Annotated in this window: 20 protein-coding genes and 1 pseudogene; 16 read left to right on the top strand and 5 right to left on the bottom strand. The window is 37.5% G+C overall.

The features are described from left to right. Positions 1–29 precede the first annotated feature (29 nt). From AC0L3Q_RS02870 to mgtE, 3 genes and pseudogenes are all read left to right on the top strand, one after another. Positions 30–344, top strand: a complete 315-nt coding sequence (locus AC0L3Q_RS02870) for a DUF4286 family protein (RefSeq protein ID WP_073321697.1) — start codon at positions 30–32, stop codon at positions 342–344. Between the two features lie 36 nt (positions 345–380). Continuing rightward, positions 381–1,199 (top strand): annotated as a pseudogene (rsmA, locus tag AC0L3Q_RS02865) (16S rRNA (adenine(1518)-N(6)/adenine(1519)-N(6))-dimethyltransferase RsmA); the annotation flags it as partial. Positions 1,200–1,329: 130 nt separating this feature from the next. Beyond that, positions 1,330–2,679 (top strand): magnesium transporter, encoded by a 1,350-nt coding sequence (gene mgtE, locus AC0L3Q_RS02860; RefSeq protein WP_473284952.1) that lies wholly within the window; start codon positions 1,330–1,332, stop codon positions 2,677–2,679. A gap of 115 nt (positions 2,680–2,794) precedes the next feature. Here the strand turns inward: mgtE and AC0L3Q_RS02855 are convergent, their stop codons facing one another. Then, complete coding sequence (locus AC0L3Q_RS02855) at positions 2,795–2,986, bottom strand: hypothetical protein (protein ID WP_473284950.1); 192 nt, start codon at positions 2,984–2,986, stop codon at positions 2,795–2,797. A 154-nt stretch (positions 2,987–3,140) separates the two neighbouring features. Between AC0L3Q_RS02855 and AC0L3Q_RS02850 the strand changes: the two genes are divergently transcribed. The 5 genes from AC0L3Q_RS02850 to AC0L3Q_RS02830 all read left to right on the top strand — a co-directional run bounded on the left by AC0L3Q_RS02850 (position 3,141) and on the right by AC0L3Q_RS02830 (position 8,897). Further along, the gene (locus tag AC0L3Q_RS02850) at positions 3,141–3,545 is read left to right on the top strand and encodes an acyl-CoA thioesterase (protein ID WP_473284948.1); all 405 of its coding nucleotides are present in this window, start codon (positions 3,141–3,143) and stop codon (positions 3,543–3,545) included. A gap of 5 nt (positions 3,546–3,550) precedes the next feature. Then, positions 3,551–3,916 carry a cupin domain-containing protein gene (locus tag AC0L3Q_RS02845; protein ID WP_473284946.1) on the top strand — a complete coding sequence of 122 codons (366 nt, stop codon included), beginning with the start codon at positions 3,551–3,553 and terminating at the stop codon, positions 3,914–3,916. Between the two features lie 126 nt (positions 3,917–4,042). Next, positions 4,043–6,151: a M48 family metallopeptidase gene (locus AC0L3Q_RS02840; RefSeq protein WP_473284944.1), complete on the top strand. Its 2,109-nt coding sequence runs from the start codon at positions 4,043–4,045 to the stop codon at positions 6,149–6,151. Positions 6,152–6,255: 104 nt separating this feature from the next. Then, positions 6,256–7,344, top strand: coding sequence for a Gfo/Idh/MocA family protein (locus AC0L3Q_RS02835; protein WP_473284942.1), 1,089 nt, complete (start codon positions 6,256–6,258; stop codon positions 7,342–7,344). Positions 7,345–7,442: 98 nt separating this feature from the next. Further along, positions 7,443–8,897, top strand: coding sequence for an SLC13 family permease (locus AC0L3Q_RS02830; RefSeq protein WP_473284941.1), 1,455 nt, complete (start codon positions 7,443–7,445; stop codon positions 8,895–8,897). A gap of 85 nt (positions 8,898–8,982) precedes the next feature. On the opposite strand, the gene AC0L3Q_RS02825 is transcribed toward AC0L3Q_RS02830, so the two are convergent. The 4 genes from AC0L3Q_RS02825 to AC0L3Q_RS02810 form a co-directional block, all read right to left on the bottom strand. Beyond that, a complete protein-coding gene (locus AC0L3Q_RS02825; protein WP_473284940.1) occupies positions 8,983–9,675 on the bottom strand; it encodes a hypothetical protein in 693 nt (230 codons plus the stop codon). Between the two features lie 15 nt (positions 9,676–9,690). Further along, positions 9,691–16,653, bottom strand: a complete 6,963-nt coding sequence (locus AC0L3Q_RS02820; protein WP_473284938.1) for a BspA family leucine-rich repeat surface protein — start codon at positions 16,651–16,653, stop codon at positions 9,691–9,693. 126 nt (positions 16,654–16,779) lie between these two features. Beyond that, complete coding sequence (locus tag AC0L3Q_RS02815) at positions 16,780–18,429, bottom strand: tetratricopeptide repeat protein (RefSeq protein ID WP_473284936.1); 1,650 nt, start codon at positions 18,427–18,429, stop codon at positions 16,780–16,782. Between the two features lie 296 nt (positions 18,430–18,725). Next, complete coding sequence (locus AC0L3Q_RS02810; RefSeq protein ID WP_473284934.1) at positions 18,726–20,798, bottom strand: T9SS type A sorting domain-containing protein; 2,073 nt, start codon at positions 20,796–20,798, stop codon at positions 18,726–18,728. 209 nt (positions 20,799–21,007) lie between these two features. Between AC0L3Q_RS02810 and AC0L3Q_RS02805 the strand changes: the two genes are divergently transcribed. The 8 genes from AC0L3Q_RS02805 (at position 21,008) to AC0L3Q_RS02770 (ending at position 25,340) form a co-directional block, all read left to right on the top strand. Further along, positions 21,008–21,949: a 2-hydroxyacid dehydrogenase gene (locus tag AC0L3Q_RS02805; RefSeq protein WP_473284933.1), complete on the top strand. Its 942-nt coding sequence runs from the start codon at positions 21,008–21,010 to the stop codon at positions 21,947–21,949. 61 nt (positions 21,950–22,010) lie between these two features. Beyond that, entirely contained in the window at positions 22,011–22,562 is a 552-nt protein-coding gene (locus tag AC0L3Q_RS02800) for an HD domain-containing protein (protein ID WP_473284931.1), read from the top strand. A gap of 24 nt (positions 22,563–22,586) precedes the next feature. Further along, the gene (locus AC0L3Q_RS02795; RefSeq protein ID WP_473284929.1) at positions 22,587–23,003 is read left to right on the top strand and encodes a LuxR C-terminal-related transcriptional regulator; all 417 of its coding nucleotides are present in this window, start codon (positions 22,587–22,589) and stop codon (positions 23,001–23,003) included. 102 nt (positions 23,004–23,105) lie between these two features. Next, a complete protein-coding gene (locus AC0L3Q_RS02790) occupies positions 23,106–23,621 on the top strand; it encodes a DUF4199 domain-containing protein (RefSeq protein ID WP_473284927.1) in 516 nt (171 codons plus the stop codon). A gap of 19 nt (positions 23,622–23,640) precedes the next feature. After that, positions 23,641–24,099 (top strand): DUF1801 domain-containing protein, encoded by a 459-nt coding sequence (locus tag AC0L3Q_RS02785; protein WP_473284925.1) that lies wholly within the window; start codon positions 23,641–23,643, stop codon positions 24,097–24,099. After that, the gene (locus AC0L3Q_RS02780; protein WP_473284923.1) at positions 24,100–24,525 is read left to right on the top strand and encodes a VOC family protein; all 426 of its coding nucleotides are present in this window, start codon (positions 24,100–24,102) and stop codon (positions 24,523–24,525) included. It begins immediately after the preceding gene. A 23-nt stretch (positions 24,526–24,548) separates the two neighbouring features. After that, on the top strand, positions 24,549–24,935 hold the full coding sequence (locus tag AC0L3Q_RS02775; RefSeq protein WP_473284921.1) for a TM2 domain-containing protein: 387 nt from the start codon (positions 24,549–24,551) through the stop codon (positions 24,933–24,935). An 81-nt stretch (positions 24,936–25,016) separates the two neighbouring features. Then, positions 25,017–25,340 (top strand): ArsR/SmtB family transcription factor, encoded by a 324-nt coding sequence (locus AC0L3Q_RS02770; RefSeq protein WP_473284919.1) that lies wholly within the window; start codon positions 25,017–25,019, stop codon positions 25,338–25,340. Positions 25,341–25,360 lie beyond the last annotated feature (20 nt).

Here is a 25,360-nt window from a genome sequence, read left to right as displayed (position 1 = left end):
TTTGTTGCCACAATAAAGATATCTTACCGATGTACATATATAATGTTACCATAAATATTGATGAGACCGTTCATAACGAATGGGTGGACTGGATGAAAAATGAACATATCCCTGATATGTTGGCTACAGGAAAATTTACCAAAGCCTTAATGACCAAAGTTTTGGTACAGGAAGAAATGGGAGGAATTACCTATTCTGTTCAATATACCACCAATAGCAAAGAGACCTTACAACAATATTATAACGAAGATGCCGATCGACTGCGAGCAGAATCTCAACGATTTGCAGGGAAATTTGTTGCTTTTAGAACCGAACTGGAAATTGTGAGTGAGCGAAATGGCTAAACACAAAAAAATTATCATCCCGATTCCTCTTTTTCAAAATCCAATGAAACGGATACCGTACGTGCCAAAAAGCATCTGGGTCAACATTTTCTAAAAGATGAAAATATTGCAAGAAAAATTGGAGATACCCTGACCTGTTCGGGATACGACCATGTAATCGAAATTGGTCCTGGTATGGGGGTACTTACCAAATACATTCTTGAAAAAGAATTGCATGTAGTTGCTATGGATCTCGATACCGAATCTATAGCGTATCTTAATACTCATTTTCGTTTGGAACATGCAAAGGCGATGCAAAAAAGCCGTTCTTTTGAAGTCGTAGAAGCTGATTTTTTGAAATTTGACCTCACCGCACTTTTCGAAAATGAGCCCTTTGCCATTACAGGTAACTTTCCTTATAACATTTCTTCTCAAATCGTATTCAAGACTTTAGAATATAGGGATCAGATTCCTGAGTTTACCGGGATGTTTCAAAAAGAAGTTGCACGACGTATTTGTGAAAAAGAAGGTAGTAAGACCTATGGGATTTTATCGGTATTGGTTCAGGCTTTTTACGATGCTGAATATTTGTTTACTGTGCCTCCCGGTGTATTTAATCCTCCTCCAAAGGTAGATAGTGGTGTACTGCGATTAATTCGAAAAAAAGACTACACGCTACCTTGTGATGAAAAATTATTTTTTAAAGTAGTGAAAACAGCTTTCGGACAACGTAGGAAAACCTTAAGAAACAGTCTTAAAACACTTCAGCTCCACGAAGAAATTAAGGCATTGGATATTTTTAACAAACGACCAGAGCAATTATCTGTAGCTCAATTTATTGAGTTAACTTCTCAAATTGAAAATCAAGATACATAAGGATAACGATTGATTTAAAAAATATCGATTGTAAAATAAGTCCATCTCATTTAACACAGCCATAAAGCTCAATTAAATTCTTTGGTTATCTTTGTGAGCGTTTGCACAAAAGTCCGCAAACCATTGTAATATGGCGTTTCAGATTTCCAAAGAGCTTATAACAGAAGTGCAACACCTCGTCCAAAATGCAGGTGATAAAAAATTGCGCAGTATGCTCAATGAAATTCACTTTGCTGATATTGCAGAAATTATTGGAGAGCTCAACCTTACAGAGGCCACCTATATCATCAAATTACTGGATAGCGAAAAAACTTCGGAAGCCCTTATGGAACTCGAGGAAGATTTCCGTGAGCGTATTCTAGAAAACCTTTCTGCTAAAGAGATTGCCGAGGAGCTTGAAGAGATGGATACCGATGATGCTGCCGACGTGATTGCAGAACTTCCTGATGAGCTTGCTGAAGAGGTAATTGCCGAGATTGAAGACGAAAAGCACGCCGAGGATATCAAAGAGCTTCTTGGCTATGGAGAAGATACTGCTGGAGGGTTAATGGCCAAGGAGTTGGTTCGAGTTAAAGAAACATGGACTATTGCAGGTTGTGTTCGCGAAATGAGAAGACAAGCAAAAAATGTAACACGTGTACATTCGATCTATGTAGTTGACAAAGAGGATAAGCTGAAAGGAAGATTATCCTTAAAAGATTTACTTACAGCTCCTACCAAAGCGCAAATTAGTGATGTCTATATTCCAAAGGTGGATTTTGTAGATGTTGATACCGAAGGAGAAGAAGTAGCCCGGGTTATGCAAAAGTATGATTTGGAGGCTATTCCTGTTGTGGATCACGAAGGTGTTCTTGTAGGTAGGGTTACTATTGATGATATCGTAGATTTTATCAAAGATGAGGCAGAAAAAGATTATCAACTTGCCGCGGGTATATCGCAAGATGTAGAAGCAGATGATAGCGTACTAGAACTTACTCGCGCTAGATTGCCCTGGTTGATTCTAGGGTTATTTGGAGGTTTGGGAAGTGTTTTTATTATGGAAGGTTTTGAAGATGCCCTTGCCAAATACAAAGAACTATTTTTCTTCACTCCGCTAATTGCAGCGATGGCAGGTAATGTTGGAGTACAATCTTCGGCTATTATCGTTCAAGGTTTGGCCAACGACGTTGTAAAAGGAAGTCTATTTAACCGATTGGTAAAAGAAATAAGTTTAAGTTTGATCAGTGGTATTACCCTTGGTATATTGGTTATCTTATTTGGTTTGATTATCGGTATGGAAATGGATTTTAGTTTAACCATTGCCATATCTATGCTTTGTGTGATTATTGTCGCTGCATTAATAGGAACTTTTGTTCCGATCATTCTGGATAAACGAGGAATCGATCCTGCCATTGCCACCGGTCCTTTTATTACCACCAGTAATGATATTTTCGGGATCTTTTTGTTCTTCTATATCGCTAAATTAATGCTGCAGTTCTAGTAGCATTTTTTATTGCCATTTTGAGCATTATCAAAACGTAAAAACCAGCAATACGATTCGACGCTGCTCAAAATGACTTAAAGTAATTATTTCACAAAACAAGTTTTAAAGAGTACTAAAAGGTGTCTTCACAGGTGTACACATCCGGACAAGCCAGGTACCAGCTACAATAAGCAGGCCCTGTTACTGATCCGCTGCAAGAACACCCACATAGTGATAAATCAACTCCAGCCTGACCTTTAATCTTACTTTGACTTTCTCGCGATAGCGTAGCTACCCCGGGAATGTTTAAAAGGTTTGTTTTCATATAATATATTTGTTATGGTTAATGCTCCTAAAATTAGAACATATTTTATAGGAAAGGCATTATTTTAACCTTTTTAAGTTATTGTTTAGATTAACACGTTTTATCGTACAAAATTGCTATAGGTTTTTATAGTACATTTGACAAAATTTACTTTATGACCTCAGAAGTTTTCGAGTACGATTTTAAGGTTCCTGCATCTGCTATTGATGATATCAATCATGTTAATAATGTAGTCTACCTGCAATGGATCCAAGACGTTGCCAAAAAACATTGGGAATCCAAAATCGATGATCACATAAGAAACACCTACGTTTGGGTAGTACTCAATCATTTTATAGAATATCATAACCCTGCTTTTTTGGGAGATACCATAACAGTACGAACCTGGATCGATAGCCATCGAGGTGTGAAAAGCGAGCGCTGCACCAAAATCATTAATACAACCACTCAAAAAGAATTAGTATCTGCCAAAACCGTATGGTGTTTGTTGCATAAAGAAACGTTAAGACCCACCCGGATCACGGATGAAATAAGTACCTTGTTTTTCCAAAATTCTTAATGTCTATGGAAGCGATTAATATTAAAGACAAATTATCCAAGTTTGATAAGCAATGGCATCCTCATCGTATTGCCATGGTAGATAATAATCAAGTATATCTGGCAAAACTATCAGGTGATTTTATATGGCACAAACACGATGATGAAGATGAACTTTTTCAGGTGATTAAAGGGACGCTGTACATGAAATTCAGAGACAAAACCGTAACGGTAGAAGCTGGAGAGCTTATTGTAGTTCCCAAAGGTGTAGAACACTGCCCTTCTACCAAAGATGGTGAAGAGGTACATGTTCTTCTATTTGAAAAAGCGTCTACCAAGCATACCGGCGAAATCAAAAGTGACCGTACTGTAGATACGTATATTGAAATTTAAGATCTAAAAAAACAAGGTACTTTCCTTAACTAATTCATATTAGGGGTAACATCTCAGATTCTTGTGACACTTACAATAAATGTTACAAAACATTGTACGAAATCACTAACTAAAACTGATTGATCAATGGCTGATTTTTACCCTTTAAGTCCGGAGTTAGACCGAAAAAACTTTACTAAGATTACTACCAACTACAAAAAGAATGTATTTGTAGTATTGGTGGGGATTGTTCTATTTTTTGCATTATATGCAGCCGCGGTTGCCGGGTCTATTTATCTTTTTTATCTCGCCCTAACGTATGACATGGGCCACATCAATAAACTTACCATCTTACTAAAAGCGGGTACCGTGGGGATGAGTGGTATGTTTGTGTTGTTTATGATTAAGTTCATATTCAAAAAACAACGTCTCGATGATAATCCTCTTAATATAGAAATTACTGAAAAAGAACATCCAAAGCTTTTTCAATTCATTAGAACATTAAGTGAGGAAACCAAAGCACCTTTCCCGAAGAAAATATTTGTAAACCACGAAATTAATGCGGCTGTATTTTATAACAGTACCATATTGAGTTTATTTATCCCTACCCGGAAAAACTTATTGATTGGTCTTGGATTGGTAAACGGTCTTAATCTTACTGAATTCAAAGCCGTACTTGCTCACGAATTCGGGCATTTTTCGCAAAGCAGTATGCGTTTGGGAAGTTATGTGTATATGACCAATCGAATTATTTATGATATGGTGAATGAGCGTGATTATTGGGATCGAACTCTGGACTCCATGAAAAACTCAGATATTCGAATTGCCATTTTTGCCTGGTTATTGATGCCTGCCGTTTGGACCACCAGACAAGTCATGGTTTTGATTTATAAAGGGATCAATCTGCTTCAGTCTTCGTTATCCAGACAAATGGAATATCATGCCGATCTGGTTGCGGTAAGTGTTACGGGCAGTAATGCTATTGTAAACGGTTTATACAAACTGGATGCTACTACACAAGCGTTGAATTTTGCTTCAGAACATGTGTTTTCGGCAATTCAAGATAAAAAATACTCCTCTAATCTGTTTTACCATCAGACTTCTGCCTACGAATACTTGAAGAAAAACAAAAAAGAGTTTAAGGATAACCTTCTGGAAAACTGTAATCACGAAAGAGTATTTCTGGAAGACGACGACGCACATGTTCCTAACATGTATGCCTCTCACCCATCCGGATATAAGAGAGAAGATAACGCCAAGAAGAATTTTGTAGAAGGTATAGAAGATACCCGATCGCCTTGGATATTATTTGATGACAAAGAAGCCTTGTGTGAAAAGGTGACCAAGAACCTGATTACCGTTAATTTTAATTTATCCAAGGATACCCCTTTTGCTTCAGCAACAGAAATTCAGGAATTTATAGAATCCGAAATTGAAGAAACACAATTTGATCCTAAATATCTTGGGAACTATGATAACCGTTTCTTTTCAGAATTCCCTTTGGACAACCTGGAACGTATGCTTACCGAGCATCAAATTACCACTTCGAACAGCATTAATGTTCTCGAGGATTTATATGGAAATCGACTACAGCAAAAAATGGATCGAGAAAAGGAAGTCGATGATGAGTTTCGTTTGCTGACTAAAGTATTAAGCAAACAAACCAAAGAGAAACAGTTTAATTTCCGAGGAACACAGTATAGCAACAAAGAAGCCGAAAAAGTATATAAAGATCTGGTAGAAGAGGTAAATAAGGATAGCTGGTATCAAGACTTTGATGAAAAAGTTTTTGCTGCCATTTATGCCATTAGTAATGCTACAGAAAAAGATGAATTGATCTTACGTTATCGATTCCAATTCGATTTCCAGAAATATCATCGTGCATTTATTGGTATTCAAAACGAATTTCATACAAAAATTGATGAAATCAATGCTATCGGTAGTTTAGACGAAAATCAGGCAAAAGTTTTTGCAGGTCAGTTCAACACCTTGCATAACCAATTAATTCACGCACTTAATGAAGTAGATGTTTTACGATTACCATCCATGAATAATACTAAACATATCTCTTCATTAAAAGAACACTTGCTGGCAGAAAATGTCGCATTCATATCGAGTGCCACCTTAGACGGACAAAAATTAAATCAGATTCTACAGCAACTTGATAGCATCATTTCAAAATCAAGAAGGCTGTATTTTAAAAGTCTAGGAAACATTTTAAAACTTCAGGAAAAAATCAGTACTAAGGCAGTATAACATTTATAAAGTCAGTCAGAGTAATCCCTTCGATTTAACAAATCAGCAACACAATTGTATGCTGATATCTAGTACCTTACATACATCACAAAAAACCAATAGATATGTTAGTCAATCGAAGGGATTTTATTCGAAATACCAGCCTTGCACTTGGGTATAGCTTATTACCATATGGCAACATCTTTTCAAACGGTTCTCAAAAACAAATTGGTGTTTGTTTGGTAGGTTTAGGAAATTATAGCTCTACAGTTCTTGCTCCAGCTTTGCAGCTTACCAAACATTGTAAGCTTACAGGTATTGTAACGGGTAGCCCCTGGAAAATCCCTAAGTGGCAAGAACGGTATAAAATCCCGGATCAAAATGTATACAACTACGATACCATGCATCAAATCGCTAACAATCCCGATATTGATGTGATTTATATTGTAGTCCCTACTGGTTTGCACGCCAAATACGCGATTAGAGCGGCCAATACTGGGAAACATGTTTGGTGCGAAAAACCCATGGCCAAAACCGAAGCCGAATGCCAATCCATAATCGATGCTTGTCAAAAGAATAAAGTACAACTCACTATCGGATATCGTATGCAACACGAACCTAATACCCGTACGGTAATGGATTGGGCAACAACAAAACCTTTCGGGAAAATAGAAACGCTAAGAGCCGAAATAGGATATAATGTCTCAAATCCTGCAAGAAGCTGGCGTTTAAATGCTGAGTTAGGTGGTGGTACGATGTATGATCTAGGGGTGTATGCACTCAACGCTTCTCGGTATGTGACGGGAGAAGAACCCATATCCGTATCTGCCAAACAAATGACCACCCGACCCAAAATTTTTACCGAAACCGACGAGACCACTCATTTCACCTTAGAATTCCCCTCTGGCGCTATTGCCCATGGTAAAACCAGTGTTGGTAAATCGATGCATGAACTTTATGTAGATTGCGAAAAGGGGTGGTACACTCTGGCTCCATTCTCTATGTATGCTGGTGTACAAGGAAAGGCAAGTAATGGTACTTTATTAAATATCCCTATTAGAAATCAACAAGCCAAACAAATGGATGATGATGCCTTATCCATCATCAATAACACTCCGGTAATGGTCCCAGGAGAAGAAGGTATGAAAGATGTCAGAATTGTGGAAGCCATCTACAAATCAGCAAAATTACAAGGAAAGGTACTAGCACTCTAGATCAAGGAATATCTAAAAGAGGTTTCGGCTTTCGTAAAAAATGCAGTAAATTCACCAAATCCGTTTTTTGAAAAAAGGATACTATTAATTCGTACTGCATGAAAACAAAGACTATCGGACTTATTGCAGGTCCTGTTCTATTCTTGTTTATTTTGTTTTTTTTAAGTCCCGAAGGACTATCCAAAGAAGGATTGGCTACCCTTGCCATTGCAACCTGGATTGCAGTTTGGTGGATTACCGAAGCTATTCCTATTGCTGTAACAGCTTTACTTCCCTTTGTACTTTTCCCATTAACAGGGGTTATGCCTATCAAAGGCGTATCTGGGGCTTTTGCTAATCCAATGATTTTTCTTTTTCTGGGAGGGTTTATCCTGGCTTCGGCCATAGAGAAAACCAACCTTCATAAACGGATTGCCCTTACCATCATTTATCGTATCGGAAGTAATTGGAATCAGGTAATTCTTGGGTTTATGATCGCCACGGCTTTTTTGAGTATGTGGATTTCTAACACCGCTACTGCAGTAATGATGCTCCCCATAGGACTTGCTGTAGTTTCTCAAATTCAGGCCGAAGAAACGATAAAAAACACCATGGGTAGATCTTTGATGCTTGCCATGGCCTATGGATGTTCTATTGGAGGTATTGCTACTATTATTGGGACTCCTACCAACGTTATTTTTGTGGGCATAGCCGAAGAACTTTATGGCGAAACAATTTCTTTTGCGCAATGGATGATGCTGGGGTTGCCCTTCTCTGTTTTGATGCTCATCATAGGATGGTTGTATTTAACCAAAAAAGTATTTCCTATTGCTGTGGAAGGAATCCCAGGAGGTAAAACAGCGATCAAAAACCAACTGGATGATTTAGGTAAGATATCTTATGAAGAAAAAGCAGTGCTATTCGTTTTTGGTACTGTTGCTGTATGTTGGATGACTAGTTCTTTTTTACTGAAACATATTATATCTGGTATTAGTGATACCTTGATTGCCATCGCAGGATCGATTGTTCTATTTGTAATCCCTTCTCAGAAAAGACAAAAATTGGGAATCATTAATTGGAAAACGGCAGAAAACATTCCATGGGGAATTTTATTGTTATTTGGTGGTGGATTAGCCCTGGCTGAAGGTTTTAAAGTTTCTGGACTTGCCGAATGGATAGGAAATCAATTGGCATTGTTTAAAATGTTTCCTTCTCTACTGCTTATTCTTGCCATTGTTATGGTGGTTAATTTTTTAACCGAAATTACATCAAATGTAGCAACCGCAGCAATGTTAATGCCTGTTATGGCTGCTTTGGCGCTATCTATAGATGTTCACCCTTACTTTTTGATGATAGGCGCAACGATCGCCGCTTCTTGTGCTTTTATGCTTCCTGTAGCTACACCTCCTAACGCCGTGGTTTTTGGTTCTGGTTTATTGACTATTCCTAAAATGATGAAAGTAGGGCTTTGGATGAATATCGTCTCTATTGTCATCACTACGATTTTGATCTATTTTGTGTTGCCTTTGATCTGGGATATAGCACTTACTCCTTTTCCTGAGGTTTTTAAATAAGAATAAAATACCCACTCTATGTAGAGTGGGCATAAACACGTTACGGCCCCTTACCTCCGTAATCGCTTGCTAGGTTGAGTAGTTGCTATTCTGTTCTAAAGTTCCACACCGGGCTAATCGTTGCACTTTGATGGGAATCTCTAGCCACTATCCGCCAATAATACACTTTCCTTGAAGATACATCCACATCCATAGTGGTAACATCAAGATCCTCTGCAAATAATACAGGAGGATTCGTATCTCCAAAGTAAAGATCATACGATAGCACATCGTCATCGCTATCGCTGGCATTCCATGCTAAACTAACTGTTGTTGCCGATATACGTGAGCCTTGTGCTGGACTCACTAATTCTGGGACTGCTGGTAAACTGTTTACCGTAGCCTCTGGCTCTGTATAAAAAGATTGTGTCGGTGAATAATTACTTGCATTATCTTCACTATCTATGGCTTGTACTCTCCAATAATACCGTACACCCTTCTCTAAGGTAAAAGTATTGGTGGTACTTGTGGTCGTTACCGTAAAGGCTATGTCATTGAAATTACTATCCCTGGCGATATCGATCACATAACGAACTGCATCGCCATCACTATCGATTACCACATTCCAGGAAAACTCTAAATCAACACTGGTACAAATCAAATTGTTGGTAGGAAACACCAAAGCTGGAACTCCCGGTGCCTCGTTGATGGTAATCAGTGGTGGACGATCATCATCGCCACTACAAGAAATTATTACTCCTAGTATTACTAATCCTATATAGTATTTTATATGCTTCATCACTCTGCTCCTTTTTTATTGTTTAACCATCTTAAATGTTCCTCCATCTGCAATTGATATCAAGTAGATCCCTTGTGGTAAGTTTGCTGTTGGCAATACCACCTGACCAGAACTCATATCATACATTCCTGATGAAACTACAATTCCTATCGAGTTGTATATGGCAATATTCATTACTCCTGATATACTCTCAGGAACTGATAAAGTAATAGCTCCCTTAGTTGGGTTAGGTGCAATTCTAAAGCTATCAAATAAGTTGACTTTGCTGGATAGCTTTCCTTCGCATTCCAGGCTTGAGGATACTGCTACTTGATCCCCATGGTTAACCTCTACAGCAAAGCTATTAGTAGCAAATATGCCTATCACCTCATCATTGATTGTTACGGTATAAGGAGGAGTTCCTGTAGTGATCTCCACCTGCATTTTGGTACCTGTAGTATCGTTTTCTACACTGGTAGCTCCCGATAGGGATCCTGCTGCCGTAATCACCGCTTCAAAACATTGTTCGCAGTTCGCAAAACCTTCAACGGTGATACAGATCGGGTAAGTACCTGGAGGTAGATTATCTATGGCCAATGATGATGTAAAGCTATGATCTACTCCATTAATGGTGGTTCTATATTCCAATGCCGTAGCGGCTGTGATGGTGAGTGTTCCATTATCCTTATCCTCACAAGTTTCACTAGTGGTCGTGATTGTAAAATTGTTTGGGGGTAAACTGGATAGTGGACAGGTATCTATCACATTGACTGTTCTAGTGACTTCCGTAGCGCTATTACCAGAGGCATCGGTTGCATTATATCGAATCGTATAGCTTCCTACAGCATCTACAAAATCGGTGGCATCGATTACAACTGTACTCCCATCATCGGTAGTCGCTCCTAGCTCGATATAACCAACGCCTAAGGCTATCTCTTGTGGATTGACTCCTGTTAATGTGATTATTGGTGCAGTGGTGTCTACTACATCGACTGTTCGAGTTACTTGGGCTGCAGAAACGCCAGACACATTGTTGATAGCATCATAAGTAACCGTATAACTTCCTACCTGATTTGTATTTACTGATGTAGCATTAATAGTTAGTATTGCTCCATAAGTAACTTCGGCTCCTAACTCAACATAATTATCTCCCAATTCAATAACTTGAGGATTATCTCCTAACAAAGTAATTACAGGAGTGATACAACCTTGACCACCATCATTAATGGTCCAATTATAGGGAGCACTGGTTAAGGTATTTCTGGCATATTCTCCCAAACAATAGGTGATACCTTCTGCATCAAAAATAACTCCGACAGGAATCTTAGTTTCACCACTATCTAACCTAGCCCAACCTATCAAAGTAGCATCATAATTAGCAGTAGACATACCTGAGTTACTAAACATATGCTGGATTGAATTAGTATTTTCAAATAACGAACTAATATCCCAACTACCTAGGTCTTGGTTAAAAGCTGTGGCTCTCTCAAAAGCATTATTGATATTACCAACATTTTTAGTGTCCCATCCGCTGATATCTTGATTAAATACAATGGCATCTCTAAACATATTGGCAAAACTCAACGATTTACTTGTATCCCAATTCGTAATGTTTCCATTAAAAGCGGTCGCTCCATCAAACATAGAACTGAAACGTTCTCCACTAGCTGTGTTCCAGGAATTAAGGTTTTGATCAAAAACAACATTTCTAAAAAACATAGATGAAAAATCTTGTACTTTGGATACATTCCAGGCGTCTATATTTTCATTAAAGTTTGAACGATTAAATAATGAGGCCATGGTTTCAATAGTACTTACATTCCAATTCCCCATGTTAGCCCCATTATCTACCAAAGCAATAGTTCCCTGAAACATCGATCTCATACTGGTTACCAGGCTCAAATCCGGTGTATCTGTAGCATCAACAACTAGTTGAGCACAATTGTAGAACGCATATTCCATTGAGGTCCATTGTTGTGTCCCCCATTGTTTAACAGCTAAAATTTTATCCCTATTGGAAGAATTAGTAAGCATATATATTCTAGGAAAATCTCCAGTGATCTTTACAGTATAAGTCCCTGCGTTTGTATATTGATGTGTAGCATTAGCTGTAAGACCTGTTTCTATAGTTCCATCACCCCAATCTATTATATAATTATATCCTCCTCCAGAAGTTGGTATGGTTATGCTTTCATTATCCGTAGTAGTTTGCCAGGTAGTAATAAACGCATCTCCCGGACAAGAATTCCCCAAGTCATTAATCGTCCAGTTATAAGGCGCACTCGTTAATGTATTTACCGCATTTACACTCAAGCAATGTGCTACACCGGCATCCAATGTCAAATCAGTGGGTATGATAGTTTCCCCCGCTTCTATATTTGCCCATCCGATCAATATGTTATCATAATTGGCCTGTGATAATCCAGATCCTGCAAATATTCCAGCCATGTTCGTCACACTTGAAATATCCCAGTTGGATAGATCTTGATCAAAAGATGATGCTCCAAAAAACAATTCTTCCATCTCCTGAACCAGACTAACATCCCAATTACCTATAGATTGATCAAAAGTAGCAGCATCATAAAACATAAAAGCCATATCGGTTACTGTAGCCATATTCCAATTAGAAATGTTCTGATTAAAGGCTAAAGCTTCCTCAAAAGCAGAGTCCGTTCTTAGCAAGTTGGTAAATGTCCATGCGCTGATATCTTCATTAAAAATACTACAGCTTGTAAACATACTATCGATACGTTCTATCGTTGACACATCCCAAGATCCCATTCTATCCTTTAGATCTTCGAAGTTGGTACACCCTTCAAACATACTAGACAATTGCGTAGCCTGCGATAAATCAGGTACATCATCTGCATTTAGTTTTAGGTTGGCACATCCATTAAAACCACTCGTAAAAGTATCCCACTGCTGGGTTCCCCATTGTTCGATGGTTTGTATTTTGCTTTGATTATTTACAATACTCGAATTGAAACGAATTCTTGGAAAATCTCCAGTAATTTTTACGGTATAAGTGCTAGCAGTTGTATATTGATGTGTAGCATTAGCTGTAAACCCAATTTCGATAGTTCCATCTCCCCAATCTACTATATAATCATATCCTGAACCATTGGTTGGTATTGTAATACTTTCGTTATCTGCATTGGTTTGCCAGGTAGTGATAAATGCATCTTCTGGACAAGAATTCCCCAGGTCATTAATTGTCCAATTATAAGGAGCGCTGGTTAATGTATTCACCGCATTGACACTCAAGCAATGCGCTACATCGGCATCTAATGTCAAATCAGCGGGTATGGTAGTTTCCCCTGCTTCCAAAGTTGCCCATCCGATCAGGGTTTTATCATAATTTTCCTGAGACATTCCTGAACCAACAAAAAAGTTATCTAAGGATTCTACGTTACTAATATCCCAAGAAGAAAGGTCTTGATCAAAAGATGAAGCACCTTCGAACATGTTTCCTGCATCATACACATTACTAAAATCCCAATTACTTAAATCCTGATTAAAAGCGGTTGCTCCCTCGAACATTCTATCGATATAATCTACTGTCCCCAAGGTCCAATTTCCAATTGGTTGATCAAAAGAAGTAGCATCTTTGAACATCGCATCTAATTGATCCACTTTACTCACATCCCAGTTTGAAATATTCTGATTAAAAGCTGCAGCACCCTCAAAAGCATTAAATGCGCTAGAAAGATTATTAAATGTCCAATTACCTATATTTTCATCAAACATCGAACATCCTTTAAATATGGAAGAAATCGTTTCGATATTAGTCATATCCCATAAGTTGATAGTGTCTTTTAGATCTTCCAGATTTGTACAATCCCTAAACATGGAAGATATATTGGTAACTTGAGATAAATCTGGGGTATCATCCGCATTCAATTTTAAATTTTGACAACCCGAAAAAGCTCTATTCATTGAGGTCCATTGCTGTGTTCCCCACCGTTCTATGGTAACGATCTTAGCTCCGTTAGAAGCATTTCCATTGAAAAAGATTCTTGGGAAATCTCCAGTAATTTTTACGGTATACGTCCTTGCGTTGGCATAAGTATGAGTTGGCGCAGCATCTGTAGTTACTACTTCTGTTGTATTATCACCCCATTCAATCACATAACGATATGATTCTCCACTAAAAGTGGGTATAGTAATCGTTTCATTTGCTGTTGTAGTTTGCCAAGTCGTGATAAATTTTTCATCTTCCGGACATCCTAATCCCAGATCAGAAATCCTCCAACCATAATCATTTACTAATTGATCATGTTCTACAAAGGCATCACAATATCGAGTAAGATCCACAGACAGAACTACATCTCTTGGTATTCTAGTTTCTCCTGGGTCTAATGTTGCCCATCCTTTCAAGGTTTTATCATAATTTTCTAAAGAAAAATTATTGGTAGCAAGAGAGTTAGTCGTAATAAAACTCCTCATAATTACGGCTTCACTAATATCCCAGTCCCCTAAATCCTGATCAAAATTAGGGCACACATAAAACATCCCTCCAAAATCCGTTACTTTAGAAACATCCCAATTTCCAATATCATGATTAAAACCAGATTGGATAAACATCGCATTCATATCCTCTACATTTCCGGTATCCCACAGACCTATAACATTCTGCAAATCTTCGAAATTCGTATTTTTTGCAAACATTCTTCGGGTACTAATCACTGCGCTAAGATCTGGAGTATCCGTAGCGTTTAATTTAAGATTGGCACACCCATTAAATGCTTGCGCCATTGATTGCCAAGCAATTGCTCCCCATTGCTCAACAGACAAAATCTTATTTCTACTTCCGCCATTATTAAAAAAGATTCTAGGGAAATCTCCTATAATTTTTACCCTATACGTTCCTGCAGTTGTATATTCATGCGTAGCATTCCCTGTAAAACCACTTTCAATAGTTCCATCTCCCCAATCTACTGCATAGTTATATCCACTTCCAGTTGTCGGAATTGTAATACTCTCGTTTGCTGCAGTGGTTTGCCATGTAGTAGTAAAAGCATTAGCAAAATTACAATTCAGTCCTCCATCGGTAATGGTCCAGTTAGGACCACTTGGATCTGTTAATTGATTTCTAGCTGATTCTCCCAAACAATATTTTAAGTCTCCAGCTCCAAAAGTAACGTTTGAAGATAATGATTCTCCACTTTCCAAAGTTGCCCAACCGATTAAGGTTTTGTCATAATTCTCATCTGAAAATGAAGAGGTTCTTCTAAAAATATCAGTAAAGTCAGAGACACTACTAATATTCCAATCTCCCAAACTCTGATCAAAAGATTTAGTATCAGAAAAAGCCTCTATTGCTGACTCTAAATTACTGGTATTCCATTGATCCAGGGGTTGATTAAAATCTTCACAACCCGAAAACATATAATTAATAGTTTTTACACTACTCACATTCCAGGAATTGATATTTTCTTCCATAAAAGCATTACGGAACATATTATCCATGGAAGTAATAGTACTTACATTCCAATTTCCTAGGCTTCCACCATTATCTATACAAGTTCCGTTTTCGAACATACTTACCATAGAGGTTGCATCACTCAAATCAGGAACATCTGTAGCATTTATTTCCAAAAAACCACAGCCTTTAAAAGCACTTTCCATAGAGGTCCATTTGTTATTCCCCCATTGCTCGATGGTTTGGATTTTTCTACTATCTGCATTTTCATTAAAACGTATACGATTGAAGTTCCCCAAAACGCGAATGGTATAGGTACCAGCATTTGCATAGGTATGATATGCTTCTTCTGTCTCATTGGTGATAGTTCCATCTCCCCAATCTACTGTGAAATCAAGTCCGGTATCTGGAATAGGAAGTGCTATCTCTTCATTATTGGTATCGATTTTCCAGGTAGTGATAAACGCTTCTGTCAAATCACAGGCTGCACCATCATCTGAGATATTCCAATTCAATCCTGCATTATCTGTTAGTGTATTTCTGGCATCGACTCCAAAACAATATTGACTTCCTTCAAAACTGATGCTGATATTAGTAGGTATCGTTTCTCCCGGATCTTGTGTAGCCCAACCGATTAGTGTAGCATCATAATTTGTTGTCGAGAGCCCTGCTAACTGAAACATCGCCGCCATGGAGGTTACACTAGAAAGATTCCAATCACCAACATTTTGATCAAAGTCTGATGCTCCAAAGAACATCCCTCCCATATTCTCAACACTGCTCGTATTCCAATCATCAAGAGGTTGATTAAAGGCTGTAGCAAAACCGAACATACTGGACACGTTGGTAACTTTGCTCATATCCCATGCATTCAAGGGGCTATTAAAACTACTGGCAGAATCAAACATAGCTCGCATATCAATGGACCCTGTCACAAATTCTCCGATATTCCAACCGCTAATATTTTGATTAAACTCGGTGTTCCCGGTAAACATCCCTATGAAGTTGACTACATTTCCCACATTCCAGGATCCTATATTTACGTTCATCCCAGAATTTCTGAACATATCCGCCATATTTTCAATAGTTGACACATCCCAATTCCCAAGCTCCCCTCCATTATCCACAAGGTTTGTAGTTCCATCAAACATTTTTTCCATAGAGGTGGTATTGCTCAGGTTCGGTCTATCTGTAGCATTAATGACTACATTCGAACAACCAGAAAAAGCTCTAGTCATATTTGTCCACATATTTGTTCCCCATTGCTCTATAGATACCAATTGTGCAGGAACTCTAAAATCTGGATTATTACCAAAGGCTATTGCAGGAAATGTTCCTTGTATGGTTATGGTATAAGTCCCGTTACTGGTATATGTATGACTTCTAAATCCATTTAGGTTGGTTTCAATCGTACCATCTCCCCAATCTATGGTATAGTCATAACCAGATCCGGAAGTAGGTGTTGAAAGCTCTTTTTGAGCATCGGTCGCTTGCCAAGTGAAGATAAACTCGTCTTGCGAAAACACAGTATTGAAGAAAATACCAATAAAAAATAGCGTAACGTAAAGGTGTTTCATAAGGGGTTATTTTGGGTAAAAGAATGGATATCTTTTCTTAAAATCGAGCGCAAAATTAAGATAATTTTAAGACTACCAAAGAGTTAAGGGGTTGCAAAGGGGTTGCAGCTACTAATTTTGATGTAGTTACGCTTTATTTTTTGTTTTTATATAGGCAATAATATCTTCTTTAGAATCGACACCTATCTTTTTACGAATACGAGATCGGGAGGACTTTATAGCAGAGACTGTGGTGTTTTGTAGTTTACTTATCTCAGTAGAATTAAGTCCCAAAGTCATTAAACAAAGTAACTCTTTTTCCTTTTCCTTTAACTGGGTGTATTGTTTATCCAGAATCACCTTAAAATCCAAACTCACTTTATTGAGATAGGATTGCAAATCGGTCGTTGTTTTTTTGGTGGCTTTTTCTGAAAGTAAAGAAGCAGATAGCGAGTGTAGCGCCATAATTCGTTCTTTTTCATCTTCCAGCTGTATAATTTCGCGTATTTCTCCAAGGGTTTTATTGAGTATTTCCTGGCGTAACGAATTATCCACCACTGCTTTTGTTAACTCTTTTTCTCTAGTGACCAATGCCAATTCTGCTTTGACCTTCTCTAGCTGCTCTTGTTCTAATTTGTTTTTGGACAACGCAAGCCGATGTTTTGCATTTTTTCGGGTCAACCAAAAAATAATACTCCCCAAAACCAACGCTATAGCAAATAAGATAAGGTATAATTGTTTTTTTGCCGTCTCGTTTTCTAACTGTAACTGATCTGCTTGTTTTTCTTTTTCAAATTTGTAATTAAGCTCTAATGTCGTAATACGTTTTGCTTTTTCAATATCATTTATAGAATCATTGTAAGCTTTATACATTTTATAATCCTGCAAGGCTTGCTCATAATCCTTTCTGGTCTCGTTAAGGTTACTTCTGCTATAATACTGTTTTACTAAATGCTCTTTTTGCTTTAGTGTTTTGGCCACAGCTATGGCACTATCCAAATAAGGTAACGCCTGATCATACTCTTTGAGTGCGTTATACAATACTGCTACATTGAGATAACTGACACTTAATTCATTTTGATCCAGGAAATCTTTTGAGAGTCCAACATTCTCTTTATAAATTGCGATGGACTTATCAAATTCTTTATTACTGTAGTAGATCGCGGCCAAACTACCATTGGCTTTAGCCAATCTTTCTTTGGAACAAGGCAATGATTTTGCTTTCAACACATGAAAAAGCGCAGAATCATTCTGCTTATTCGCATAGTATACTGTTCCCAACATTTGATAAGATAAAGCAAGGGCATTGACATCTGTCCCCTTCTTTTTTATTGCAATGGCTCTTTTGAGATAACGTTTTGCTTTTTCAAATTCCTTTTGGCGCCGATAAAACATTCCTAAATTATGCAATGTCAAACCAATACTTATGGAGTCTTGAATAGACTCACTAATATCTAGCGCTTTTAAATAGTTTACCAATGCGTCTTCTGCATTACTTTGCTTACTATCTAATATCCCCAAATAGTTGAGTGCTTCTGCTTCACTCTTTTGATAATAATACCCTTTATCATTCTTAGTTTCCAGAAAACCTAAAACCTCATTAATGATGAATCTTGAAGTATCCACATCAAAACGATGCATTTGTTTGACCAGTTCAATTTTATAACCTATTCGAGCAGAGTCGGTAGTCGCTTTTTGAATTTTATATTTTAAATCGCCAACAAGACTATCATGAGATTGTGAACAAACGGTACAGGATACTAATACGGCACTTATATATGTGAGAATTGTTTTCAATAGATGGTTTTTTGGGCAATACGTTGGTTTTATCTCAAAAATACAAGATAATATCTTTGCAACCGCAATGAAACCTTTTTGCAACCCTTTTGCAACCCCGGAGCAAAATCGAATACTTATTCATAGTTGTCTTTGAATTTATCAAACAAGACAGCATTACATGCTTATATTTTTTTGAAAACCCTTTAAACTTATTTTACTTTAAATGAAAACCACCCAATAAATTAGGTGGTTTTCGGCGTAAACAAATCGACTATAGCCCCCTGCCATAGTTTATTTTCAAGATGAGTTTGTGTTTACTGTATCACCATCTTTTTTGTATCTATTTTTCTACTACCTACATACATGGTATAGAAATAGGTTCCTACGGCTAACCCTTCGCTATTGATATAGAGTTCACCATCACCAGTTTTTGTAAGTGCTATTTTGGAGAATACTTGCCCTAGCATATCACTAAACACAATCGTTGCATTAGTAATCCCATCAGGTAGGTAATACTTGATCGTTGTGGTTCCGTTAAATGGATTAGGAATATTCTGGTATAACACAGGCACATTACTTCTATTAGTTGGGTTTTGTGTATTTCCAGAGTTTTGTTCCAATGCTTCAATTCGACTAATCAGATCCTCAATCAATGCTTGCTGTGTTTGGTTTTCTGAAATCAAATCTGCTATTTCATCCTGAGCATCGATTAAATCACTTTCTAAGGATAGCATGAGCGGTGCCAAATCCACAGTAACTGAATTCCCATCTTGTATCTCGATAGTAAGATCACTCCCATTCAAGTTTGCAGCGGTTAGATCCTGATTATCCGTATTTATATATCCTGAAAAATCCACTGTATTTCCTCCCGAGATGCTCAATACATTCGAACTCAAGTTTAAAGTCTGATTATCAGTCCCCGTTCCGTCTTGCAACACCGATAAATCGATACTATTCCCACCTGAAATCTCTAACTGCGTATTGGTTAACGTTAGGGTTTGTTCATCGGTATTATCCTGATACTTAGAAAGGTCCACGGCAGTTCCATCGTTGGTTAAACTCAGCGTATTATCGTTAAGCTCCAAATCTTGTGCATCCGTATTGTCTAAATATTTGGATAAATCCACCGTTGTTCCATCATTCGTCAAACTCAAGGTATTTGTGGTAAGTTCCAGATCCTGTGCATCAGTATTATCCAGATAATCGGATAAGTCGATGGTGTTTGTCCCACCGGAGATACTCAATTCGTTAGTATTCAAGGCCAACTCTTGGGCATCCGTATTATCTAAATATCCAGACAGATCAATCGTATTTGTTCCTCCAGAAATGCTAAGTTCATCACTACTTAAGGACAACTCCTGAGCATCAGTATTATCCAAATATTTGGCAAGATCTACCGTCTGAGTAGCTTCTCCATCTCTTTCTAACGATAACTCTAGAGTGTTTCCATCCAATTCAAAAACATCTATGGTTTGATTATCAGTATTGTCCAAGTATTTAGCAAGATCAACGGTAGTCGCATCATTGGTTAAACTCAAGGTATTGTCTGACAACTCAAGATCTTGAGCATCGGTATCAGTAACCCATGCTGTACCATTCCATAGATATAGGTTATTCTCTTCGGTATCGTATACCATCATTCCATTCTCGTCAGTATCCAGACTTGCACCAAAAGTGGTTCGTTGATCCGTAGTCATTCTATTGATCAAAAGTCCCTGGTCGGTAGCTTTTAAATGTATAGAAGCCTCAGAATTGATGTTTGGAAATGTGTTACCAGTAAATCCAATACCAACATTACCATCTTCTCCTATAGCAAAAGTATTACTAGGCGTATTGGGCTCTATTTTGAAAGGTAATTTGCTCCCATTAGTTACATCTCTAATAAAAAAGTTAGCTTCGTTTCCGGCGATATCCCATAGTTGTGTTCCAAATCCTCCGTTCTGTCCTAAACGTATTGTTGGCGTATCATTATCCAAAATACTAAGTTCTATAGTTCCCGGGCTACTGGTTCCAATACCAATATTTCCATTATCTGCAATTCGAAACGCATTATTGGGAGCACCTGCATCGACCCTAAATGGTCTTTTATTTCCTGTAGCATCATCAATGGCAAAATAGCTGTCTCCACCATTACTAGTATCATTAAATGTAAAGCGCCAGTCATTTGCTGGAAATGAACCACTAGAAGTATCATCAAAATACATTCTTAGGTTATTTTCTGTCATCACAAAGGTATCAGACCCGAAAGTGTAACCATTCGAAGCGTCGCCACCAATTTGCATCGAGCCTTTGGCAATCACATCTCCATTAAAGAATTGATTTTGTGCAATTATTGACGAAATAGAAAAACTAAACAAGAAGAAAATTAAGGGTAGTTGTTTTTTCATTTATTAAGGGGTTTTTGAACAATTTATTTACGCGGCAAAGCTAAAAATCCACCCTAGACCAGGGTATAGGTAACCCTACGTATTTATGTACGTACACAAACCAATGACGTGTAGAGAAATCTTAAATTTTTCAAAAATTATATGAAGATATCCTGTTATCCCAATCGAAGCTTGTAAATTCGGTATTTTTGCAGACTAACATACCTATAATGAAGATTCTTCACCTAGATACCAACCACCCATTACTCATTGATCAACTTAAAGAAGCGGGCTTTCATAATGAAGAGGATTATACCTCATCCAAAACCGAGGTAGAAGCCAAAATTGCGAATTACGATGGTATTGTAATCCGTAGTCGCTTTGCTATTGATCAATCGTTTTTGGATAAGGCTAAAAACCTAAAATTTATTGGTCGTGTAGGTGCTGGCTTAGAAAATATTGATACCGATTATGCGGCAAAAAAAGGGATCCAACTTTTTAATGCTCCTGAAGGAAATCGAAATGCTGTTGGTGAGCACGCTCTTGGAATGATATTGTCTTTATTCAATAAATTGAATCAGGCCAATCAGAGCGTTAGAGATGGAAAATGGTTACGAGAAGAGCATCGCGGTATTGAGTTAGACGGAAAAACGGTAGGGATTATTGGTTACGGAAACATGGGACGCGCCTTTGCCAGAAAGTTAAGAGGGTTTACCGTAGAGGTCATTTGCTATGACATTAAAGACGATGTAGAAAATAGTGATGCTACGCAGGTGGAACTCGAAGAACTTTTTGAAAAAACCGATGTTTTGAGTTTACATACTCCAGAAACCCCACAAACCATTGGTATGATCAACAAAGCATTTATCGATAAATTCAAAAAGCCATTTTGGCTGATCAATACCGCCAGAGGGAAAAGTGTAGTTACCAACGATCTTGTAGATGCCTTGCAAAATGAACAAATTCTGGGTGCTGGCTTGGATGTATTAGAATATGAAAAATCTTCGTTCGAGAATCTATTTACTTCTAAAAAAGAAATGCCAGAGGCGCTGCAAGCACTGATGCAACTAGACAACGTGCTTCTGTCCCCACATGTTGCTGGTTGGACCGTTGAATCCAAGGAAAAGCTGGCGCAAACCATTGTTGACAAAATAAAGGCTCAATTTTGCTAAAAGAGATTTTCATTTCGCTCCTTTCCAAATACTCCAAAGATGAAGAGTATGTATTTACTTTATGGAACGAGATAGAAAAAAACACTCGGGTAAAAAGCGGTATTATCACACGCTTACTCATTTGGAACATATCTACAATCAACTGCTTACAGTAAAAGATCAAATACAAGATTGGGATATGGCCTTGTTTGCTCTATTCTATCACGATTTCATCTACAATATCCTTAAACAAAATAACGAAGAACAAAGTGCAAAGAAAGCGGTCACCATTCTTAGTGCATTAGATATAGATAAAGAACGCATACATCTTTGTCATGAGATGATTATAGCCACCAAGGGACATCAGGTATCCAAACATAACGACATCAATCTATTTACGGATGCCGATTTATCTATTTTGGGTAGTAATTGGGAAAGCTACAAAACGTATTTTGAACACGTTAGAAAAGAATACAACTATTATCCAGACCTCCTCTATAATCCAGGACGTATTAAAATCCTTCGCCATTTTTTAAATATGTCCCGTATTTTTAAAACAGATTATTTTTATGACGCTTATGAAGAAAAAGCGAAGCTAAATCTGCAACAGGAAATCGATATCCTTTCAAAGTAAGCTAGAGTTTTCTAAATTTATGCAGTGAGGAAAACTATTTTCATTTTTGCTGCTCTGGTTATTGCATTGCTTTCTTTATTTCAATTAAGCAAATACAGTGTGCTTACCGGAAGCACCAAAATAGAAATTGTAATTGCCTGTATTGCGTTGCTTTTTTTTGTGATCGGAGTAATTATTAATAAACGAGTGCTACATCGACAAAAAGAAACTTCTACAGTCATTGATCAGCAAAAAATAGAAGAATTAGGACTTAGCAAACGTGAATACGAAGTACTGTGCGAGATTGCTTCAGGATTATCCAATAAAGAAATCGCCCAAAAACTATTTGTTTCAGAAAGTACTATCAAAACACATGTTTCTAATATCCTGGTAAAATTAGATGCCAAAAGAAGAACACAAGCCATTCAAATTGCCAAAGAGCTTCGAATTATAGGCCAATAACCCCCAAATCATACCAAAGTCGTATACAATTCATACTTTAGTATGAGTGCTAATTATCGGGTTCGATCTACTTTTGAATCAAACTTTTAAACAGCAAGTACTATGAAAAATACAGTAATACGTTACGGAATTTACAGTGCCATTACCATTTGTGTATTAGCATTGGCGGGTTGGTTCTTAGGTAAAAACTTGGATTACTCCATACAAGAAGTTATAGGATATACCAGCATGGTGGTATCACTACTTTTTGTCTTTTTTGGGATTAAGCATTTCAGAGATAAAGAAAATAGTGGAATCGTCTCTTTTGGTAAAGCCTTGTTAATTGGTGTACTGATTTCCCTAATCGCCGCCTTAGCCTTTGGAATATTAGATGTGATCTACATCAAGTATATCAATCCCGATTTTATGGCCGAATATTATGCACATTATGTAGAACAACTACGACAATCACTATCTGAAGCAGAATTTAAAGTAGAATATGAAAAGTTGCAAGCGCAAAAGGAGATGTTCTCAAACAGGTTCATTAGTTTCCTTCTTATGGCTACTACAGTCTTTATCATAGGGTTTATTATATCCCTAATTTCTGCACTAATACTGCAACGTAAACCACAATCTTAATCATCAAAAAACAAATAGTATGCAATACAAAGCCAGTACACCAGACGAATATATTGAAGCCATCCCAGAAGAGCGAAAAGCTGCAATGAGTACACTGCGAAAAGTCATCAAAGACAATTTACCTCAAGGATTTTCTGAAGTCATCAGTTACGGGATGATCGGTTATGTAGTGCCGCATTCGCTCTATCCCGGGGGATATCATTGTGATCCAAAATTACCTTTACCATTTATGAATATTGCTTCACAAAAGAATTTTATTGCGGTATATCACAGTGGGATCTATGCCGACAAAGATCTGATGGATTGGTTTGTAGGTGAGTATCCAAAATATGTGAAGACCAAACTGGATATGGGTAAAAGCTGTATACGTTTCAAAAAAATCGATCAAATCCCAATGGAACTTATTGGCGAGTTGGCGTCCAAAATGACACCGCAACAGTGGATTGATCTATATGAAAATAACCTAAAAAAGAAATAAATGAAAAACAGGGTAACAGGATTAGGTGGTTTTTTCTTCAAGACCAAAGATCCAAAAAAAGTAAAAGAATGGTACGGTAAACATCTGGGGCTACCTGTAGATGATTACGGATGTACTTTTTGGTGGAAAGACAAAGCGGGTAATGATTGCTCTACACAATGGAGTCCCTTTGCCGAAGACACCTCTTATTTTGCACCAAGTAAAAAAGAATTTATGATGAATTTTAGAGTAGAAAATCTGGTAGAATTACTAGAAACACTCAAAAAAGAAGGAGTTACTGTTGTTGGAGAGATTGAAGAATATGACTACGGGAAGTTTGGATGGATTGTAGATCCCGAAGGGAATAAAATAGAACTCTGGGAACCGATCGATAAAGCTTTTTGGAATAAAAGTAATTCGAGAACATTTTTTTTGTATTTTTCTTGAAGTAAATCAATTAATTAAACAACATGAGCGAAGAAAACAACAACCTAGGGGATGACATCAAAAAAGGCGCTGAAGAAGCTGCGGAAAGCGTAAAAGAAACTGCCAAAGAGTTTGCAGATGAAGCAAAAGAAGTATTGAATTCACAAGACAATAAGAAAATACTGGCAGGAATTCTGGCCATAGTGCTTGGAAGCTTAGGTGTTCATAAATTTATCCTTGGATATCAAAAAGAAGGATTTATCCTTCTAGGATTCTCCATCATTGCATATGTATTATCCTGTTTTGTAATTGGAGTTTTCTTTATTTGGATTCCAGGACTTATTGGACTTATTGAAGGGATTATCTACCTTACCAAGTCCGATGAGGAATTCTATCAGACCTATCAGGTGGGTAAAAAACCTTGGTTCTAGTATAGTAAAAAGTCAGAAAATTCTATTCTGGCTTTTCTATTCAATTTTATTATCGTAATATTGCGATATATAAATAATGAAATGGGAATTACTAAAACGCAAATATTTGACGAACGGCAAAATGAGTTGGCTCACTTTTTTAAAGTATTAGGGCACCCCGCTCGTATTGCTATCCTTCAATACATCAGCAAACAAAATGCTTGTATCTGTAATGATCTTGTAGAGGAAATCGGATTGGCTCAGGCCACCATCTCACAGCATTTAAAGGAACTCAAAAGTATTGGTTTGCTAAAAGGAGAGATCGAAGGCAAACGCATGTGCTATTGCATCGATCTCGACCGATGGAACGCCTTGCAGCAATCGCTGAATTCCTTTTTTAATACTACAAAACATAATTGTTGTTAACACTAAAAACACAAAAACCT

Source organism: Aquimarina sp. KJ22-3, assembly GCF_055808215.1.
Note: the sequence above shows the minus strand (reverse complement) of the source record. Positions and strands in the feature narration are given on the sequence as shown.

Bases quoted from the DNA above. Each gene is read 5' to 3' on its own strand.
- AC0L3Q_RS02870 (WP_073321697.1), top strand. From the start codon at position 30: ATGTACATATATAATGTTACCATAAATATTGATGAGACCGTTCATAAC.
- mgtE (WP_473284952.1), top strand. From the start codon at position 1,330: ATGGCGTTTCAGATTTCCAAAGAGCTTATAACAGAAGTGCAACACCTC.
- AC0L3Q_RS02855 (WP_473284950.1), bottom strand. From the start codon at position 2,986: ATGAAAACAAACCTTTTAAACATTCCCGGGGTAGCTACGCTATCGCGA.
- AC0L3Q_RS02850 (WP_473284948.1), top strand. From the start codon at position 3,141: ATGACCTCAGAAGTTTTCGAGTACGATTTTAAGGTTCCTGCATCTGCT.
- AC0L3Q_RS02845 (WP_473284946.1), top strand. From the start codon at position 3,551: ATGGAAGCGATTAATATTAAAGACAAATTATCCAAGTTTGATAAGCAA.
- AC0L3Q_RS02840 (WP_473284944.1), top strand. From the start codon at position 4,043: ATGGCTGATTTTTACCCTTTAAGTCCGGAGTTAGACCGAAAAAACTTT.
- AC0L3Q_RS02835 (WP_473284942.1), top strand. From the start codon at position 6,256: ATGTTAGTCAATCGAAGGGATTTTATTCGAAATACCAGCCTTGCACTT.
- AC0L3Q_RS02830 (WP_473284941.1), top strand. From the start codon at position 7,443: ATGAAAACAAAGACTATCGGACTTATTGCAGGTCCTGTTCTATTCTTG.
- AC0L3Q_RS02825 (WP_473284940.1), bottom strand. From the start codon at position 9,675: ATGAAGCATATAAAATACTATATAGGATTAGTAATACTAGGAGTAATA.
- AC0L3Q_RS02820 (WP_473284938.1), bottom strand. From the start codon at position 16,653: ATGAAACACCTTTACGTTACGCTATTTTTTATTGGTATTTTCTTCAAT.
- AC0L3Q_RS02810 (WP_473284934.1), bottom strand. From the start codon at position 20,798: ATGAAAAAACAACTACCCTTAATTTTCTTCTTGTTTAGTTTTTCTATT.
- AC0L3Q_RS02805 (WP_473284933.1), top strand. From the start codon at position 21,008: ATGAAGATTCTTCACCTAGATACCAACCACCCATTACTCATTGATCAA.
- AC0L3Q_RS02800 (WP_473284931.1), top strand. From the start codon at position 22,011: ATGGAACGAGATAGAAAAAAACACTCGGGTAAAAAGCGGTATTATCAC.
- AC0L3Q_RS02790 (WP_473284927.1), top strand. From the start codon at position 23,106: ATGAAAAATACAGTAATACGTTACGGAATTTACAGTGCCATTACCATT.
- AC0L3Q_RS02785 (WP_473284925.1), top strand. From the start codon at position 23,641: ATGCAATACAAAGCCAGTACACCAGACGAATATATTGAAGCCATCCCA.
- AC0L3Q_RS02780 (WP_473284923.1), top strand. From the start codon at position 24,100: ATGAAAAACAGGGTAACAGGATTAGGTGGTTTTTTCTTCAAGACCAAA.
- AC0L3Q_RS02775 (WP_473284921.1), top strand. From the start codon at position 24,549: ATGAGCGAAGAAAACAACAACCTAGGGGATGACATCAAAAAAGGCGCT.
- AC0L3Q_RS02770 (WP_473284919.1), top strand. From the start codon at position 25,017: ATGGGAATTACTAAAACGCAAATATTTGACGAACGGCAAAATGAGTTG.